General features: G+C 37.0%; 17 protein-coding genes. 14 read left to right on the top strand and 3 right to left on the bottom strand.

All coding sequences use genetic code 11. The annotated features are described in order from the left end of the window. Nucleotides 1–134: 134 nt before the first annotated feature. Nucleotides 135–464, bottom strand: coding sequence for a hypothetical protein (locus N0O92_RS16075; RefSeq protein WP_315615684.1), 330 nt, complete (start codon nucleotides 462–464; stop codon nucleotides 135–137). Nucleotides 465–913: 449 nt separating this feature from the next. On the opposite strand from N0O92_RS16075, the gene N0O92_RS16070 reads away from it, so the two are divergent. From N0O92_RS16070 to N0O92_RS16020, 11 genes are all read left to right on the top strand, one after another. Further along, on the top strand, nucleotides 914–1,549 hold the full coding sequence (locus tag N0O92_RS16070) for a DUF4912 domain-containing protein (protein WP_315615683.1): 636 nt from the start codon (nucleotides 914–916) through the stop codon (nucleotides 1,547–1,549). An 11-nt stretch (nucleotides 1,550–1,560) separates the two neighbouring features. Next, entirely contained in the window at nucleotides 1,561–4,338 is a 2,778-nt protein-coding gene (locus N0O92_RS16065; RefSeq protein ID WP_315615682.1) for a 1,4-alpha-glucan branching protein domain-containing protein, read from the top strand. An 18-nt stretch (nucleotides 4,339–4,356) separates the two neighbouring features. Continuing rightward, complete coding sequence (locus N0O92_RS16060; RefSeq protein WP_315615681.1) at nucleotides 4,357–6,774, top strand: sugar phosphate nucleotidyltransferase; 2,418 nt, start codon at nucleotides 4,357–4,359, stop codon at nucleotides 6,772–6,774. Then, nucleotides 6,737–7,417, top strand: a complete 681-nt coding sequence (locus N0O92_RS16055; protein ID WP_315615680.1) for a hypothetical protein — start codon at nucleotides 6,737–6,739, stop codon at nucleotides 7,415–7,417. Before N0O92_RS16060 ends, N0O92_RS16055 begins: the two co-directional genes overlap by 38 nt. A 79-nt stretch (nucleotides 7,418–7,496) precedes the next feature. Next, nucleotides 7,497–7,646, top strand: a complete 150-nt coding sequence (gene rpmG, locus N0O92_RS16050; RefSeq protein ID WP_034624960.1) for a 50S ribosomal protein L33 — start codon at nucleotides 7,497–7,499, stop codon at nucleotides 7,644–7,646. 86 nt (nucleotides 7,647–7,732) lie between these two features. Continuing rightward, the gene (locus N0O92_RS16045; protein ID WP_315615679.1) at nucleotides 7,733–8,293 is read left to right on the top strand and encodes a 5-formyltetrahydrofolate cyclo-ligase; all 561 of its coding nucleotides are present in this window, start codon (nucleotides 7,733–7,735) and stop codon (nucleotides 8,291–8,293) included. Further along, nucleotides 8,287–9,078, top strand: coding sequence for a DUF92 domain-containing protein (locus tag N0O92_RS16040; protein ID WP_315615678.1), 792 nt, complete (start codon nucleotides 8,287–8,289; stop codon nucleotides 9,076–9,078). The genes N0O92_RS16045 and N0O92_RS16040 overlap by 7 nt, the downstream gene beginning before the upstream one ends. Before the next feature lie 10 nt (nucleotides 9,079–9,088). Beyond that, nucleotides 9,089–10,108 carry a ThiF family adenylyltransferase gene (locus N0O92_RS16035; RefSeq protein ID WP_315615677.1) on the top strand — a complete coding sequence of 340 codons (1,020 nt, stop codon included), beginning with the start codon at nucleotides 9,089–9,091 and terminating at the stop codon, nucleotides 10,106–10,108. A 61-nt stretch (nucleotides 10,109–10,169) separates the two neighbouring features. Then, entirely contained in the window at nucleotides 10,170–11,126 is a 957-nt protein-coding gene (locus N0O92_RS16030; protein ID WP_315615676.1) for an L-lactate dehydrogenase, read from the top strand. A 75-nt stretch (nucleotides 11,127–11,201) separates the two neighbouring features. Further along, nucleotides 11,202–11,405, top strand: coding sequence for a sodium:proton antiporter (locus tag N0O92_RS16025; RefSeq protein ID WP_315615675.1), 204 nt, complete (start codon nucleotides 11,202–11,204; stop codon nucleotides 11,403–11,405). 127 nt (nucleotides 11,406–11,532) lie between these two features. Beyond that, nucleotides 11,533–13,047, top strand: coding sequence for a rhomboid family intramembrane serine protease (locus tag N0O92_RS16020; protein WP_315615674.1), 1,515 nt, complete (start codon nucleotides 11,533–11,535; stop codon nucleotides 13,045–13,047). On the opposite strand, the gene N0O92_RS16015 is transcribed toward N0O92_RS16020, so the two are convergent. Further along, nucleotides 13,048–13,926: a hypothetical protein gene (locus N0O92_RS16015; protein ID WP_315615673.1), complete on the bottom strand. Its 879-nt coding sequence runs from the start codon at nucleotides 13,924–13,926 to the stop codon at nucleotides 13,048–13,050. A gap of 123 nt (nucleotides 13,927–14,049) precedes the next feature. On the opposite strand from N0O92_RS16015, the gene N0O92_RS16010 reads away from it, so the two are divergent. Continuing rightward, nucleotides 14,050–15,513, top strand: coding sequence for a spore germination protein (locus N0O92_RS16010; protein ID WP_315615672.1), 1,464 nt, complete (start codon nucleotides 14,050–14,052; stop codon nucleotides 15,511–15,513). A 74-nt stretch (nucleotides 15,514–15,587) separates the two neighbouring features. Here N0O92_RS16010 and N0O92_RS16005 read toward each other — a convergent pair whose 3' ends face one another. Beyond that, nucleotides 15,588–15,992: a YueI family protein gene (locus tag N0O92_RS16005; RefSeq protein ID WP_315615671.1), complete on the bottom strand. Its 405-nt coding sequence runs from the start codon at nucleotides 15,990–15,992 to the stop codon at nucleotides 15,588–15,590. 161 nt (nucleotides 15,993–16,153) lie between these two features. Here N0O92_RS16005 and N0O92_RS16000 point away from each other — a divergent pair, with 161 nt between their 5' ends. Both N0O92_RS16000 and N0O92_RS15995 read left to right on the top strand, forming a co-directional pair. Further along, nucleotides 16,154–16,666: a hypothetical protein gene (locus N0O92_RS16000; RefSeq protein WP_315615670.1), complete on the top strand. Its 513-nt coding sequence runs from the start codon at nucleotides 16,154–16,156 to the stop codon at nucleotides 16,664–16,666. Nucleotides 16,667–16,676: 10 nt separating this feature from the next. Further along, on the top strand, nucleotides 16,677–16,874 hold the full coding sequence (locus N0O92_RS15995) for a YqgQ family protein (RefSeq protein WP_315615669.1): 198 nt from the start codon (nucleotides 16,677–16,679) through the stop codon (nucleotides 16,872–16,874). The last annotated feature ends 115 nt before the right edge of the window (nucleotides 16,875–16,989 follow it).

Raw genomic sequence — 16,989 nt, 5'->3', positions numbered from 1 at the left:
TCAGTTTAAGAAGTTATGTTACGGTAATTGAGAGATATCCTTCCTTGAATGACTACTTTGTCTTATTCCACCTAAGGACTTGAAAAACATAGAAATGTTAGAAAGGTCCAAACTAGCATAGTCAACTTCAGGCATTACTTTTGTGCTTTCTGTAAAATATGCTCAACTTCTGCTAGAGAGATGTTGGTTTTACTAGCAATAGTCCGAAGATCATTTCCGCTTTCAAACAAATCGATAACGTCTGCTTCGTTTTTATGTTGTACATCAAAGCTGTGCCTAGGGCTGATCAACAACTCTTCCTCTAATAAACGTATTTTCTTTTTTAATTGATATATTTCCTGCATGTATGTGATCGACAACTGATCCATTTGCTTTTCAAGTTGTTTTACCCTGTCTTTTCGAAAAAAAGATAGGACGAATAAGATAATGGATAGGGAAAACAAAATAATGATTATTAATTCCAAACCTTAAAACCCTCTTTCCTCAAAGTCACTATGACTATTATTAAGTTTAGCAATAATAATAGCGAAGTCAAATACAGAGGCTACTGAAAAAGTCGATTTTTACCTTTTGTTTAGTACCTGTGAATGATAAAAATCGTTATTGTTTTTCATGAAAAATTCGACATTTACCATCAATTATGAATATTGCTGCTAAATTCTTCTAAATTTCAACATAAAACGACGAAAGTTTCTGACAAAAATAGATGGCGAAAAAAGGCGAATAATTTTTTTTCCTTTACCAAAGGCTACACTAGCTTCAACCTGACAAAAAGAGACAAAATGAGCTTCTTGTTTGCTGAAAAATTGGAATGTATGATAAACATAGCAAAATAAAAGTCATAAAGTGAGATTAACTTACATAAAGTAATGAATTTGTATTCGAAAAAAGAACGAGTTTTAGGGAGGTGAAGATGTTGATTGAGCAAATACTTACGTTACGTGAAAGAGGTTATTCTTTCCGTAAAATTGCAATTGAATTAAATACAACAGTTGGAAAAGTGCAATACCGGTATCAAAAGTATCGTCAACAACAAGAAGAAAATGAGGAGATTGAACAGATGGATATGATCCCAAGTGTACCTAGTAGTTATGAAAGAGATGAGTTTAGTTTGCTGCCACAAAGTCCTACAACTGTTTATGCGTTCTGGGAAGTTAGTGCTTCACTTCGGCAAGTCTCTGAACATCAAACTCGTCATCGTTGGGAGGAACTGTCTAAATGTTTAAGAGTTTACGACTGTACGATGATAGATTTTAATGGGCATAATTCACATCGGTATTTTGATATTTACATACCAGAAATGACAAATAATTGGGTGATTCGTGAATTGGAACCAAATCGAACGTATATTGTTGATTTTGGAGTTCAGACAAGACAAGGCTCATTCTTATCTTTACTTCGCTCTAACGCAATTGATACACCACGTTCTTCTGATTCTATAAATGGATTACATGTAGAAGCTGTGAATCAATGGAAATCAGGAAAGTGTAATGAACCTAACTGGTTAGAACATTTTAGTACGTATTCATACTACGAGAAAATTAAATAGGAGGGGTTTTTTTGAAGGAGGGTTATTATTCGTTAGTCTTACATGCGCACCTTCCCTATGTTCGTCACAAGGAAGAGGGGCGACTTGAAGAGCGATGGTTATTTGAAGCGATTACAGAATCTTATATCCCGTTGTTATGGGAGTTAAATGAAACGGACATGAAAGATGCTTTAACTATTTCTTTTTCGCCGCCAGTTTTAGAGATGTTAGCAGATCCTGTAATACAAGAACGATATTTAGATTACATTATAAAGACAGAAGAATTGCTAGGTAAAGAAAAACAGGTAGCTGAAACGGTAGAGGAGAAAAATCTAGTAAACTTTTACACAGATCGTTATCAGAAAATTAAAAAAACGTTTATTGATCTTAATAAAAATGTGTTATATGGGTATCGAGATTTATTTGAAAAAGGAATCATTAAATGTATAACAAGTTCCGCAACTCATGCATTTTTGCCTTATGTAAAAACGAAAGCAGCTATTAGATCTCAAATAGTTGAAGCAATACGTTGCTTCCAACAGCACTTTGGAACAAAGCCTAAAGGATTTTGGTTACCAGAATGTGCTTTTGCACCTGGAATTGACCGTATATTGGTTGAAGAAGGAATTACTTATACTTTCGTTGATGAACATGCGGTTCTACATGCAGATCCTCAGCCTTCTAAAGGTAGCGGTGCTCCGATCTATTCACCCCATGGGTTAGTCTTATTTCCAAGACATACAGACTTATCTAGTAAAGTGTGGAGTTCAAATCTAGGATATCCAGGTGATGTTGATTATCGCGAATTTTATCGAGATATTGCTTATGAAAGAGAATGGGACTATATCAAACCATATGTTCACGAAGATGGTATTAGAATTGATACAGGCATTAAACATAAAAGAATAACAGGGAATGAAGAATCAAAGGAGCTATATGTTCGTCAGTGGGCAGAAGGCAAGGTTCAAGGGCATGCAGACGACTTCTTATATTCCATTGAACAACAAATTAATGAACATGGAAGTCAATGTTATCCTCCATATTTAATGGTTACTCCGTTTGATGCAGAGTTATTTGGTCATTGGTGGTTTGAAGGGCCTGATTGGATCGGTCAACTTCTAAAAAAGGGCGAAGGTAAAATTTCTTTTATTACACCAGAAACTTACATCGATCGTCATTATCAAGATTTCGATACAGCTCATGTTTCTTTTTCAACTTGGGGAAGAAAAGGGTATGGAGAAGTGTGGGTAAATGAGAAAAATGAGTATCTTTATCGTCACCATCATCGTATGGAGGTAGATCTTGCAACAAGTGCTGCTCTATTTGCTAATCCAACAAAACTAGAGAAGCGCTATTTACAACAAATGGTTCGCGAGTGGATGTTGACTGTAAGTAGTGACTGGGCATTTATTATGGACGGGCAAAGTGCCGTACAGTATGCTCATGAGCGCTTCTCAACTCATCTATACCGTTTTGATCTGACAAAAGAGAGATTACTTCAAGGTGAAGTTCAAGAAGAATGGATTACAAAAATGGAACAAAGTTTCCCATTCCTAAAAGATATTGATGATCGCATCTTCTTTTCTTCTCACGATGCATATATTCAGGCTAAGGAAGAGAGTGCAAAAGGAGAAAAACGGTCAATCTTAATGCTGAGTTGGGAATACCCGCCTATGATGGTAGGGGGATTATCAAGGCATGTGTACGATCTTTCGCGTGCATTGGTTACAGAAGGACATGAAGTCCATGTCATTACTTCTTATGTTGCTGGGTACCCAGACTATGAGATAAATCAAGGGGTACACGTCCATCGAATAAAAGGACTGCAACCTGAAGCTCCTAATTTCTTTGATTGGGTTGGTAGTTTAAATATAGAAATGACTCGTTATGTTGAAAAGCTTTCAAGAAAATATCAGTTTGACATCATTCACGCTCATGACTGGTTAGTAGGTGTGACAGCAGTTGCAGCAAAGAAATCTCTTCAACTTCCATTACTTGCTACTATTCATGCAACTGAGCATGGAAGAAATAATGGAATTCACAGTGAAATGCAATATGAAATAAACCAAAAAGAATGGGAACTGACATTTGAAGCTAATCGTGTCATTGTGTGCAGTGATTATATGAAAGAGGAGCTTTTATCTATATTTTCAATGCCAGAAGAGAAACTCTCTGTCATTCCGAATGGGGTAGACATTGAATTATTGCAACCATATACGAATAACGGAATACCAAAAATGAATGACCAGTTTACCGTCTTTTCTGTAGGAAGAATGGTGAAAGAAAAAGGGTATCAAACCGTTATTGAGGCAGCAGCTGTTCTTAAGGAACGCAATGAGAAGGTTCGATTCGTCATAGCTGGAAAAGGACCAATGCTAGAAGAGTATCAAAGGCAAGTGGTGGAAAGACAATTAGAATCTCATGTAACTTTTTTAGGGTTTGTTAGTGATGAGGAACGAAATACTTGGTTTTGTCAATGTGATGCCACGATCTTTCCAAGTTATTATGAACCTTTTGGGATTGTTGCACTCGAAGGACTTGCAGCTGGAAAAGCAACCATTGTCTCCGATACGGGTGGATTAGCTGGCATTATTCGGCATGAAGAAAATGGCTTAAAAGTCATTCCTGGTGATGTAAACAGTATAGTTTCGCAAGTGCTTTATCTATACAATCATCCGATTACGCGGGAGGCAATTGCCACACAGGGCTTACGAGATGTAAAGTCACGTTTTAACTGGGAGACTATAGCGAAACAAACGGAAGAAGCAATTGAAGATTGTCTTGTTGGAGAGTTAGAACTAACCATCTAAAAATAGGGAGGCTATTATATGAAAGGTGTCATCATGGCAGGAGGAAAAGGAACAAGACTCCGCCCATTAACTTGTAATGTACCAAAACCAATGGTTCCACTAATTCAAAAACCGGTTATGCAATATAGCATTGAACTTTTAAAGAAGTATGGTATTACAGAAATCGCTGTAACGGTTCAATATTTGTCTAATGTTATAAAAGATTATTTTGGTGACGGATCAAAATTTGGAGTCAAATTGCACTATTTTGAAGAAACAACACCTTTGGGCACTGCAGGTAGTGTAAAACAAGCGGAAGAATTCTTAGATGAACCTTTTGTCGTTGTGAGTGGTGATGCTTTAACAGATTTTAATCTTCAATCTGGAATTAGTTTTCATGAACAAAATGATAGCCTTGTTACTATTTTTATGAAGCAAGTAGAATGTCCATTAGAGTTTGGTGTCATCATGACAGATGAAAGAGATCGGATTGTCCGCTTTTTGGAAAAGCCTAGTTGGAGTGAAGTATTTAGTGACACCGTGAATACAGGGATTTATATTATGAATCCAGAAATATTTTCCTATATTAAAGAAGATACAGTAGTAGATTTTAGTAAAGATGTATTTCCTCAACTATTAGCGGATCAATCACCATTATTTGGATACGCAGCGGAAGGATATTGGTCTGACATTGGTAATTTAAAACAATACCGTCAAGCTCAAAGTGATATATTAAGTGGTCAGCTTACTGCTTCGATTACGGGTACAGAGATTGAACCTAGCGTATGGGTAGGCGAAAATGTCATTATTGAAGATGGTGTAAAACTTGAAGGACCAGTATCAATCGGATCGAATTCCATTATTAGATCAGGTGCTTACTTAGGACAACATTCTATTATTGGTGCAGGGTCGACGGTATCGAATGGTGCATCCATTAAACGCTCTGTTTTGTGGGATGGAATATATGTTGGTGATGATAGTGAGGTAAGAGGGGCAACACTGTGTCAAGGTGTAACGGTTGGCACAAGAGCTTCTTTATTTGAAGATGCAGTGGTGGGTCATAATACGATTATTGGAGAACATGCCAGAGTTCAACCAGATGTTAAAATCTGGCCATACAAAAGAGTGGAAGAAGCAACAACAGTTCCAGAATCATATGTATGGAATGAGGTTGGTGCAAAATCATTACTGAAAGGCCATCGTTCTATTGGAGTGGCTAACATTGAAATGACTCCAGAAGAAGCTTCTAAACTAGGAGCAGCGTATGGGACGTTGCAGAACCAAGGTGAAAAAGTTTTTGTTGCTAGCGACAGCCATTCTTTTTCTCAAGTTATGAAACTATCACTAATTCAAAGTCTTCAAGCTACAGGTATCCAAGTTGTTGAACTAGGACAGACGATGTTACCAGTACTTAGATATAGTGTGGAAATAACAGATGCACAAGGTGGTATCTATATCAGACTAGCTGATAAGAGTCAGGAAAAGCAATTAGTAATTGAGTTCTTCAATGAAGAGGGACTACCAATTGGATCGTCTGAACAGAAAGAGTTGGAACAAATTCTCGCTTTCCATTCATACCGCAGGGTAGCATTTGATTATGTAGGGAAATATGAAATTGATCATCAACTAGAAGCAAGGTATCTTTCAGACTTGTTTAATCAGGTAGATACACAAGTAATAAAAGCCAAAAACTTAACCATTGTTCTTCATGAAGAGTCAAAAAACAATCCTGCTATGTTTACAAAGCTTCTTAAACAGTTTGGTTGTACCGTTCATACAGCACCTGAACGTATTGATGTAGAGAACATGAGCGATTTAGTAGTAAAACAAAAAGCGGACTTAGGAATAATGGTTGGTGAAAGTGGCGAATTCATTAGTTTAATGAATGAAAATGGTCAGTTGCTATCAGAAGAAGAACAATTAATGCTATTTATCTATTTACAACTCGAAAATGGAACGAGGTCAGAATTGGCTGTACCTCTTTATGGGGGCAGTGCTTTAGAAGAGATTGCTTCTAGTTATGACGGAAAGCTCATTCGAACAAAAACGTCGGCTAGAGCCATGATGGAAACTGAAGGAAGTGTACAAATGATGGCATATGATGCGCCTTTTGCGATTGTACATTTATTTAATTACTTAATTAAAAATGGCCAAACGCTTTCAGGTGTCATAAACCAACTTCCATCGCAGTCAATTTATAAACAAGAAGTAACATGCAAAACACAGCAAAAGGGAATTGTCATGCGAAAATTGATGGAATCATTAAAAGGGAAAGATGTAGAATTAATTGACGGAATGAAAGTGCGCCATACAGAAGGAAGCTGGACCTTTATCGTTCCAGACCAAGAAAAAGGAACATTTACCGTCTATGCTCAATCTAGTGATGGAGCACATGCAAAACAACTGGCAGGTGAGTACATTGAACAAATTAATGTTATTAAACAGCAAACTTCCTAATATGATTTCTTTCAAAAAGAATTATTATCACTTTTTAAAAAGTGTAGGTGTTTGGGTTAACGGGAAATTTTCATGGTTGAACAGTAAAAACTGGGATCTGTCACCTAGGCAAGAACGTGGCAGTGCCCTTTCTATTATTGTTGCCTTTCATAAAGAATGGAAAATACAAATTACAATCTTGCAAGAATGGAAAAAAGATGAAAATAGTATGGTCTATACATTTATTACTAAAAACCAATCTAGCGAGAACATGGATATTAAGTTTGTGGTCCATCAGCAACGTATGATCAATACAGAGAAAAATATAGCGTTTGTTTCTCCTAGCAAACAGGCCATTATCCATTATGGTGAGAGAGATTTAACACTATTTGCAGCTAATTTCTTTCAAGAAAAAGAAAGCCAGTTATCTGTAGGCAAAAAAGAACAGATTTGGTCTGAAAAAGAAGGGAAATTAGCCCTTTCTCCATTATGTCAAGAAGGGCATGAAAGCATGGTTGTTACAAGACTACAACTAGCTCCTTGGCAAGAAACGTATGGGCGGATGTGGGAGATAACTGGTGAATCACAAGAAGAGGTATTTTTTAAGCATGACAAACAAATACGCTCAGATCAACTAAGACAAGTAACAAAACAAATACTGTAAAGAAAAACTACTTGATTGAAACGAAAAGATTTGCTATCATATTCAAGTATGAAGTAAGCACAGTTTGGAGGGATAGCAAATGCGTGTACAAGTAACTCTTGCTTGCACTGAAACAGGAGATCGTAACTATATTACAACAAAAAATAAACGTACAAATCCTGAGCGTATTGAATTTAAAAAATACAGCCCAAGATTAAAGCGTCATACGTTACATCGCGAAACAAAGTAAGCAGCTGGATTTATCCGCTGCTTTTTTCTTTTTTTATTTGTTTCTATGAGGGCGTATTCATTACTAACGGAGAAGTGGGTGAAGTCTTGGAAACGAAAAAAGAAGTTAGAAAAAAAGTAAGTCAATTGCTAGAGGATATCTCCTCTAATCAATGGAGAGAATGGTCAAAAAAGATTGCCAACCACTTAATTGCATCTAGTTATTGGCAAGAAGCAGAGGCAATTGCATTAACTATTTCACGTGGAAAAGAAGTTGATACATATTTTCTAATTGAGAATGCTTGGGCACAAGGGAAAACAGTTGTTGTGCCTCGAGCTAATTTCAACACGAGAGAAATGACATTTTATGAACTAACTAGTTTTGACCAACTTGAAGAAGGTCCATATGAGTTAAAAGAACCTGACCCAAGAAAATGCTCTCTTATTCAACAACGAGAGATTGATTTAATTATTGTTCCTGGTCTGGCGTTTGATAAAAAAGGAGCACGATTAGGATTCGGAGGGGGATTTTATGATCGGTTTCTTGCCTGCGCTCAAGCAACAACGATTGCTCTAGCCTTTCCATGTCAAATGATCTCAACGATCCCTATTGAATCGCATGATTGTAAAGTGGATTACGTTGTTACTCCAGAAGGGTTTTATTGTTGATTATATTATTGCTTTTCGGGGTTGTACTCATCGCCTTGTTAGCTTATTACAAGAAAAAGTTAACTTTCTCAGGTGCAATTACCGCTGTAGTTGTAGGGAGTTTGATCTCAATTGGTCTAGGGTTATTTGGTTTGTTGTTACTTGGGGCATTTTTTTTTAGTTCAATGATAATAGGATCGATTGCATCTTCAAAAAAAGATTTAGGAATTGTGGACAAAGGACAACGAAGGGACGCAACTCAAGTTCTTGCTAATGGAGGAGTCTCTGCTATAATAGCCATCGTTTATTTTATTTTCCCATCGGAGCTTTTCATTTGCGGGTTTGTTGCTAGTTTGGCTGCAGCCAATTCAGATACTTGGGCTTCAGAAATTGGTGTACACAGTAAGCAACTGCCACTTCACTTAATTGAATGGACACGAGTTCCACCTGGAACGTCAGGAGCTATTACAATCCTTGGTTCTATTGCTGCTTTTGCTGGAAGTTTATTTATTGTTATATTTTCCATTTTTCTTTGGTCAGGAACATTTTCTTCTATTTATGTTTCACTAATCATTTTGACTTTAGCTGGGTTTCTCGGTAATTTATTTGATACAGTACTTGGTGGAGTTTGGCAAGTAGTCTATCGCTGTTCTCAGTGTTCGATTGAAACAGAAAGAAGATTTCACTGTAACAAAAAGACGATACAAATAAAAGGTAAAAGCTGGATGAATAATGACTTTGTTAATTTTGGTTGCACTAGTTTTGGTGCAATCATAGGCATACTTGCTGCTTGGTTGTTTTTATAAGGAGGAAAAAATGGAACAAGACAAATTAGAACGCTATTCAAGGCAAATGCGTTTTTCACCAATAGGTGAAAAAGGACAGAAAGAGCTGGCTGGAAAGTCAGTTTTAATTGTGGGTGTAGGTGCGTTAGGTACGGTTTTAGCTAATCATCTTGTACGAGCCGGAGTAGGGCTAGTGAGGTTGGCAGATCGAGATTATGTTGAAATGAGTAATTTGCAGAGGCAAATGCTATTTGATGAAAAAGATGTGAATGAAAGTTTACCAAAAGCTGTTGCAGCAGAACAGAAGCTAAAAGCTATTAACTCAGCAGTAAAAATAGAAGCGTACGTTACGGATGTCACTATGGATAATTTACCGAGCTTATTAGAGGGAATTGATATCGTATTGGACGGAACGGATAACTTTCGAACACGTTTTCTCCTAAACGATATGTGTTTTAAATATGGCATTCCATTTGCTTACGGTGGAGCTGTTAGTTCTAGAGGAATGTCAGCTTTATTTATTCCTGGAAAAACTCCTTGTTTACGTTGCTTTATTAATCCAGGAGAAGGTACGGGGCAAACATGTGATACGATAGGTGTTATAAGTCCAGTTGTCGATATTGTCGCCTCGTATCAAGTAGTGGAAGTTTTAAAATATTTAGTAGGGGATGAGTCATCACTCAGGGGGACACTACGAAGTTTTGACATTTGGAAAAATCATCAATTTGAATTGAAAATGGATAAGGCTAAACCGTCATGTCCTACATGTCAAAAGCATGAATATCCGGCACTAGTAGAAGAGGAAGATCATGTGACGACTCTTTGCGGGAGAGAAACGGTCCAAATACAGCGTAAGGAAGAATTTGATTTGAATGTTTGGGCCAAGAAGTTAGAATCGATTTCCGAAATTAAATTAACTCCGTTTTTACTTAGAGTCCATCTTCATGAAGGAGAAAAACTAGTACTATTTCCTGATGGAAGAGTGCTAGTGCAAGGGACAGAAGATATTTCAAGAGCGAAAACTCTGTATAGTAAATATATTGGAGGGTAACGCTTAAGGTGAATGTTTCCTATTATTTGGGGGATAGACCCGGAAGAAAGGTGTTGTCTAAATGGAGGAAAAAGGAAAGGGAACAAGAGTGGTCGTGATTGGAACTGGGTTTGTTGGTTCTAGTTATGCGTATGCCCTTCTTAATCAAGAAGTAGTTGATGAGCTCGTCCTGGTAGACTTAAATAAGGAGAAAGCAGAAGGTGACGCGATGGATTTAAACCATGGTATGCCTTTTGGTTCACCGATGAGAATATGGGCGGGAACGTACGAAGATTGCAAACAAGCTGATATTGTTGTCATAACGGCAGGGGCAAACCAAGGTCCTGGTGAAACAAGGCTTGATTTAATTGAAAAGAACTCCAAGATTTTCAAAACCATTGTTGGTTCTGTTATGGATAGTGGTTTTGACGGTATCTTCCTTGTCGCAACGAATCCTGTAGATGTTCTTTCTTATGCAACTTGGAAATTTTCTGGTTTGCCAATGGAACGAGTAATTGGTTCAGGGACCATATTAGATACAGCAAGATTTCGGTTTTTGTTAGGGCAATATTTCGATGTTGATTCTCGTAATGTTCATGCTTATATTATGGGCGAGCATGGAGATACGGAGTTGCCTGTTTGGAGTCATGCAGATATAGGTGGGAAGCCGATCTTAAATTATGTTGAAGAAGATAATCATGTGAATATGAATGAGTTGGATACGATTTTTACAAATGTTCGTGATGCTGCTTATCATATTATTGAACGCAAAGGTGCAACGTACTATGGAATAGCAATGGGGTTAGTACGTTTAACGAAGGCAATTTTACGAAATGAAAATTCGGTCTTGACTATTTCAACATTGCTTAACGGTCAATATGGACTAGAAGATGTGTATATTGGTGTACCTGCAGTTGTCAATCGAAAAGGGATACGTGACGTTCTTGAATTAAATTTAAATGAAGACGAACTAAAAAAGCTTCATCATTCAGCATCAGTTTTAAAAGAGGCGATGAAACCAGTAAATCAACTAACGTAATCAATTGCTTCACTTTCCTTTTTACATGGATAAAAAACGAAATCACAGGCACATTAAGGTAGAGGAGGGATGATCATGTTACAACGTCTCATTTCAATTCTATCACTTGTTTTTTCCATGTATTTTGCTTATAAGTACCGTTATCGTGTGATTAATGCTTTTTTAAGCCGTAAAATGTTGCGGAAGTTAGCAGTGATGTTTGCAATGCAAATTCCATTTATCCGTGATAAGGTACTTGGTTCGGTATTTCAATCCAACCGACCACAAGAGAATTTTTAATAAGATATAAGGGTCTGTCTTCTAGAGTGGTTTGGCATCTAAAAGACAGACCCTTTGTCTTTTTCCTTCTAGAAAAGAAAATGATTGCTATACTATACTATAAAAGAGGTTTTAAAGGAGGAATGAAATGGATCGTTTGCTACAAGATTATTTTTTTTGGAGATTGATCCATCAATTTGTCTTTGAAAAAGGATATCGAGTTCTCGATAGAAACTCGTATGAAGTTTGGTTAGAAAATGAAGAATCAAAACCAAGACGTATTTTTCGTATTGTAAGGGCTGATATAGATTTTGCACAATGGTTACGACGAGATGTCCAAGAGTCTGTAAAGCAGTTTGAACGTGTTCGCCGCCATTTGCGTCTTCGGGAAATAAAAGGAGAGAACATTTATATAAGTCATTATCCGCCAATCGATGATTGGGAAGATGTAAAAAAACCTTATTTTGAAAGTAAAAAGAAGAAAACTATCGTTCAGACTTCTGTTTATCATAAGGCAAATATTCAGCAACTTTCCTTACAAGAAGTTCCTTTAAGTGAAAACATTGAAGAAGTAGAAATGACCATCATGAATGTAAAAGAACAAATACGCAAAGTGACAAACGATCGAGAGAAGAAAGAAAGAGCTTTGTTTTTATATGGAAAACCAATTTTAACTATTTTCCTTTTGATAAGTATTGCGTTTATGTTTTATCTGTTAGAGCAAGAAGGTGGAAGCACGTCTGTTTTAACTCTCATTGAGTTTGGAGCAAAGTACAATCCGTATATCATTGCAGGAGAATGGTGGAGGCTTGTAACAGCAATGTTTTTACATATTGGGTTTTTGCACTTGTTTATGAATTCGTTAGCTTTGTATTTTCTAGGTAGTGCCGTCGAAAGAATGTACGGGACCTTGCGTTTTCTTTTCATTTATTTCATTGCAGGTCTCTCCGGTTCAATAGCGAGTTTTGCGTTTAATGAACAAGTCGCAGCAGGTGCTTCAGGAGCTATTTTTGGTTGCTTTGGGGCATTGTTGTATTTCGGAACAATCTATCGAAAGCTTTTTTTTCGAACGATGGGAAAAAGTTTATTATCTATATTAGCGATTAACTTGATCTTTGGCTTTGCTGTGCCTATGGTGGATAATGGAGCTCATATTGGAGGGTTAATTGGTGGTTTTCTAGCTGCTAGTATCGTTCATTTGCCAAAGCATCAGAAACCTTGGAGACAAATCACCGCTTTTATTACAACTAGTTGTTTGTTACTAGGGTTATTTTGGTTTGGGATGGAAAATGATAGAAAAGCTATTTCTCCTATTTTAGAGTTGCAAATCGGTCAAGAATATTTACAAAAAGAAGATGTTGAATCTGCTTATCCATTTTTGAAAAAAGCAGTGGATGAAGGAGTAGAAATGCCGGAAGCTTACTTTTTATTAGCTTATGCTGAAGCTATGTTTGAAAATTATGAGGTAGCGAAAGAGCTTCTAGTAACAACGATAGAAGAGCGAGGAGATTTTCATGAGGCACATTATAATTTGTCTCTCATTTACCTAGAACTTGGCCAAATCGAGGAAGCTCGTGCTTCGCTGAACCGAGCGGTGGATCTTTATCCTGACGAGACATACCTCGATTTGCAAGAAAGGTTGAATGTTGATCACGTAAATTAATTAATCTTGAATCGTTTGTAAAAGTTGAATTGGTTCACCATCAGATGTTCTAAACAAGACAAAAAAATGATCAGCTGTGTCTGGTACAAGAATGACAGGAACTGTACTTCCAATAGGACTAACAGTTGTACCATCTTGCTTCGTGATACCTAGCACATAATTTTTATACAATCCTTCCCACAGGCCGCCAAGAAATTGAGCGGTCTGTTCTTTTGTTAATCCGGGAATCGGTTGCTCTTCATACTGAACTAAATCTGTTAAGGGGATGCGCAAGTATCGATCTTTAGGAATATTATAATACTCGAATAAAGCATCCCAATCATACTCCTGTTGCTGCATAAGAATATAGTCCAATATTCGTTTGCTTTCTTTTTCCTCTTCTGTTTGAGGGGTTCGGAATGAATGCAACGGACTGAGTGGGGAGTCAATTACATACAACTGATCAAAGCTTAGTTTCTGTGCACTTCTAATTTCATCATTTGGATAATGTAATTCCGCGTGGTGAAACGTGACAACGCGATAATGGCCACTATCATCAGATTTGATATCTTTTTCCATTTCAATCGTATCCGTATCCTCGCGCCATGTTGATAACGTATCTTTTAAGTAGCCATCCTCAAATAAAAGTGATACGTCTTGTCTTAGATAGGCTGATTGATTCAGCATGGATGTGACACTCCAATCCAAAATATATTCATCCTCATCTTCAATCGATTGAAACTCGACTTTGGATGTGGCTTCATCAAAAGTTGCATTTGGATCAAGTGGAAAAAAAATAAGGGCGTCACGTAAGGGCTCAGGCTTAATCGTAATGACTAGAAAAAGTCCTACAAAAAATGATGATAGTAATAAAAGAATTGAAAGTTTCCATTTATTCATCGTTCTGCCTCCAATGGACAAACAGTTTGACACATTTATATGTACAAACAGAATCGATTATGCCTTCATGTGAATGGAAATAGAGAAACAAACAAATAATGTAAAGGAATTGGAGGTGATGATATGAGCGCTAATAAAGTGAAAAATCCAGTCACGATTATTTACAATGATAATATTGAATTTTTGAAAAAAGAACTAGCTGTTGATGATAGCTTTGATTTGGTACATTTAGAATTAGAATATGGAGAAAGAGAGATGTCTCTTTTTCTTGTAGATGGGTTTGGTAAGGACCAAGCGATTACCCAAATTCAGCGTGAGTTAATTCGTTTAAAAGCGTCTGATTTATCTGACAAACCCCTCGATAAATTAATGAAGACGTATATTCCTTATGCTGAAATTGAAGCTACCGATGACTTAGATAATGTGGTTGATCAAGTATTGGCGGGACCGGCAGCACTTGTTGTGGAAGGAATAGACCAAGTTATTCTCATTGATACAAGAGAATATCCAGTTAGAGGTCCAGAGGAACCAGATACTGAGAAGGTCATTCGAGGATCCAAGGATGGATTTGTTGAAACGCTTGTTATGAATGCTGCGTTAATGCGTAGGCGAATAAGAGATAGAACGATGAGGGTGGAATATGTTTCCGTCGGACGTCGTTCAAAGTCTGACGTAGCCATTTCGTACATTGCTGATATTGCTGATGAACAATACGTGAAACAAATAAAAGAATCGTTAGAGAAAATTGATACTGATGGATTATCTATGGCAGATAAGACGATTGAAGAATTTATTTTTGGTCATCATTATAATCCATACCCTATGGTTCGTTACACTGAACGACCTGATGTTGCATCTAGTCATTTATTTGAAGGTCATGTCATCATTATGGTAGACGGGTCTCCAAGTGTGATGATAGCGCCAACAACATTTTGGCATCATATGCAGCATGCTGAAGAATATCGTCAAAAACCAATCGTAGGGACAAGTTTGCGAATCGTACGATATGCGGCCGTTTGGGCATCTCTTTTTTTGCTACCTCTTTGGTACTTACTTGCAACGAATGACGGTCTTGCTCCTGCTGCACTAAATTTTATTGGAGAGCAGGAAGAGGGAACCGTTCCTCTGTTTGCTCAATTTCTTATCGCCGAAATCGGAATCGAGATGCTGAGAATGGCGGCTATACATACCCCAAATGCCTTAGCTACAGCACTTGGATTAGTCGCTGCGCTCTTAATAGGAGAAGTTGCTATAAATGTTGGTGTATTCTCACCGGAAGTTGTTCTTTATTTAGCGGTTGCAGCTGTAGGAACGTTTGCTACACCAAGTTATGAGATGAGTCTTGCTAATCGATTAATTAGAGTAGCATTTCTAATGTTCTCGGCACTCTTTGGAGTAGCGGGTTTCGTTGTTGGCATAACAGTTTGGATCATCATGCTTGTACATTTAAGATCTTTAGGGACCCCTTATATGTGGCCGTTTCTGCCGTTTAATGCGAAAGCATTAAAGGATGTCCTTTTTAGAACAGCGATGCCATTAAAAAAACAAAGACCATCGGCCATTCATCCGAATGATCCGGATCGATAAGAGACAAAAAGTAAAACGTGAGGGCACAAAAGAAGGGCACTTCTTTTAGTGCCCTCTTAAGCGTGGCTTCATTTTTATAGTTGAAGTGTATCGTCCATATCTAATTCATATAGGTCATCTTTTACAAAGATGTCTGTTCGATCAATTGCTTGTGATTCATGAGCAAGGACAAGACCAAATGGGGTTTGTTTTTGTGGTGTGACAATGGTAAAACGGATACCTGCTTTGTTTGCCTCTTGAATGTAATTTGAATAATTGCTATAGGAAAGGTTACCATTTACATATAAATGAGCATTTTTTTCTTGTTTTATCATTGCTACTACTTCTGAATACATTCCTTTGTGAATCACCTGCTTTTTTGTCAAAGCTATATAAATTCTCTCCACGATTGTTGTTAAAAATAAATTTCTTTCTTCTGGCTTTATTTCAGGTGCACCATAGATGGCACGATCAATAATATCTTTTACTTTTTGATCCATTTGACTTCCTCATTTCGAATTAACTTGAACAAGTTTCTCCTTGTCCTTCTTATTTGCGTTATTCATACATATCATAGCATAAGAACAAAATCTTAAAAGATAATCCGTTGAAGCTTTACGAATTTTGTCACTAGATGTGTAATAGGAGGTTGGTGTTTGTTATGTGGTTTGTTATTGTAATCTTAGTATTTGTTTTTACTGTAGGATTAACAATAGGTGGACTTTTGGCCGCTCCACGAGATCCGATTCGCCCATTTCATTTGTTACTATTTTCATTATTTTTCTTGTTTTTAGGTTATATAGGGATGATTACTGGTATGTTTATGACAGGTTGGATGAATATTCGATTTATTGAAATCGTTCTTTCCATTCTGGCCTTATTATTTATTGTGGCATGTTTTAGTCGATTTCATCCCACTTTTGGGTTCTTTCATCCGGAAGATCGAATTTTGCTTTCGGTGCTAGCTTTGTTATTTTTTCTTATGGGACTTGAGTGGGGGTTATTAGAGTTTAGAACCTTCTTTACTATCACTGCCTCCTTTTTGTTTACGGGTGCCCTAGGGTTAGGTGTGTTTGTACAGATGCAAATACGTCAAGTTTTTTGGAAGTATTCCTATATATCTTTTGCACCTCTTGTATGGCTTCTTTTCGTAACAGTTTTGAAGCTGTTATAATGAATTTGAGGTGAATACATTGAAGACGGTGTATGATGTTAGACAGCTATTGAAAAAGTACGGATCGATTGTTTATACTCGTGATCGGTCTTTGGATTTAACATTAATGGAAGAAGAATTAAGAGAGTTACATGAATGGAAAATGATTGAAAAAGATGTGTATCTACAAGGGTTACTCATTTTACAAAATGAAAAGAAGCAAGTGTAGAAATGCTTAGTTATTGAGTTATAGAGGATTATAGTAATAAGAATGGCCTGACTGCACCATGCTAATATTCTAACCTTTATCCCAATTACACAATGACCTAAGGAAATCATGTTAC

Origin of the sequence: Alkalihalobacillus sp. MEB130, from assembly GCF_032335535.1 — a bacterium.
Taxonomy (GTDB): Bacteria; Bacillota; Bacilli; order Bacillales; family Bacillaceae_D; genus Halalkalibacter.
This window is presented reverse-complemented; position numbering and strand designations above follow the sequence as displayed.

Bases quoted from the DNA above. Each gene is read 5' to 3' on its own strand.
- N0O92_RS16005 (WP_315615671.1), bottom strand. From the start codon at position 15,992: ATGGATCAAAAAGTAAAAGATATTATTGATCGTGCCATCTATGGTGCA.
- N0O92_RS16030 (WP_315615676.1), top strand. From the start codon at position 10,170: ATGGAGGAAAAAGGAAAGGGAACAAGAGTGGTCGTGATTGGAACTGGG.
- N0O92_RS16070 (WP_315615683.1), top strand. From the start codon at position 914: ATGTTGATTGAGCAAATACTTACGTTACGTGAAAGAGGTTATTCTTTC.
- N0O92_RS16015 (WP_315615673.1), bottom strand. From the start codon at position 13,926: ATGAATAAATGGAAACTTTCAATTCTTTTATTACTATCATCATTTTTT.
- N0O92_RS16035 (WP_315615677.1), top strand. From the start codon at position 9,089: ATGGAACAAGACAAATTAGAACGCTATTCAAGGCAAATGCGTTTTTCA.
- N0O92_RS16025 (WP_315615675.1), top strand. From the start codon at position 11,202: ATGTTACAACGTCTCATTTCAATTCTATCACTTGTTTTTTCCATGTAT.
- N0O92_RS16060 (WP_315615681.1), top strand. From the start codon at position 4,357: ATGAAAGGTGTCATCATGGCAGGAGGAAAAGGAACAAGACTCCGCCCA.
- rpmG (WP_034624960.1), top strand. From the start codon at position 7,497: ATGCGTGTACAAGTAACTCTTGCTTGCACTGAAACAGGAGATCGTAAC.
- N0O92_RS16020 (WP_315615674.1), top strand. From the start codon at position 11,533: ATGGATCGTTTGCTACAAGATTATTTTTTTTGGAGATTGATCCATCAA.
- N0O92_RS16010 (WP_315615672.1), top strand. From the start codon at position 14,050: ATGAGCGCTAATAAAGTGAAAAATCCAGTCACGATTATTTACAATGAT.
- N0O92_RS16000 (WP_315615670.1), top strand. From the start codon at position 16,154: ATGTGGTTTGTTATTGTAATCTTAGTATTTGTTTTTACTGTAGGATTA.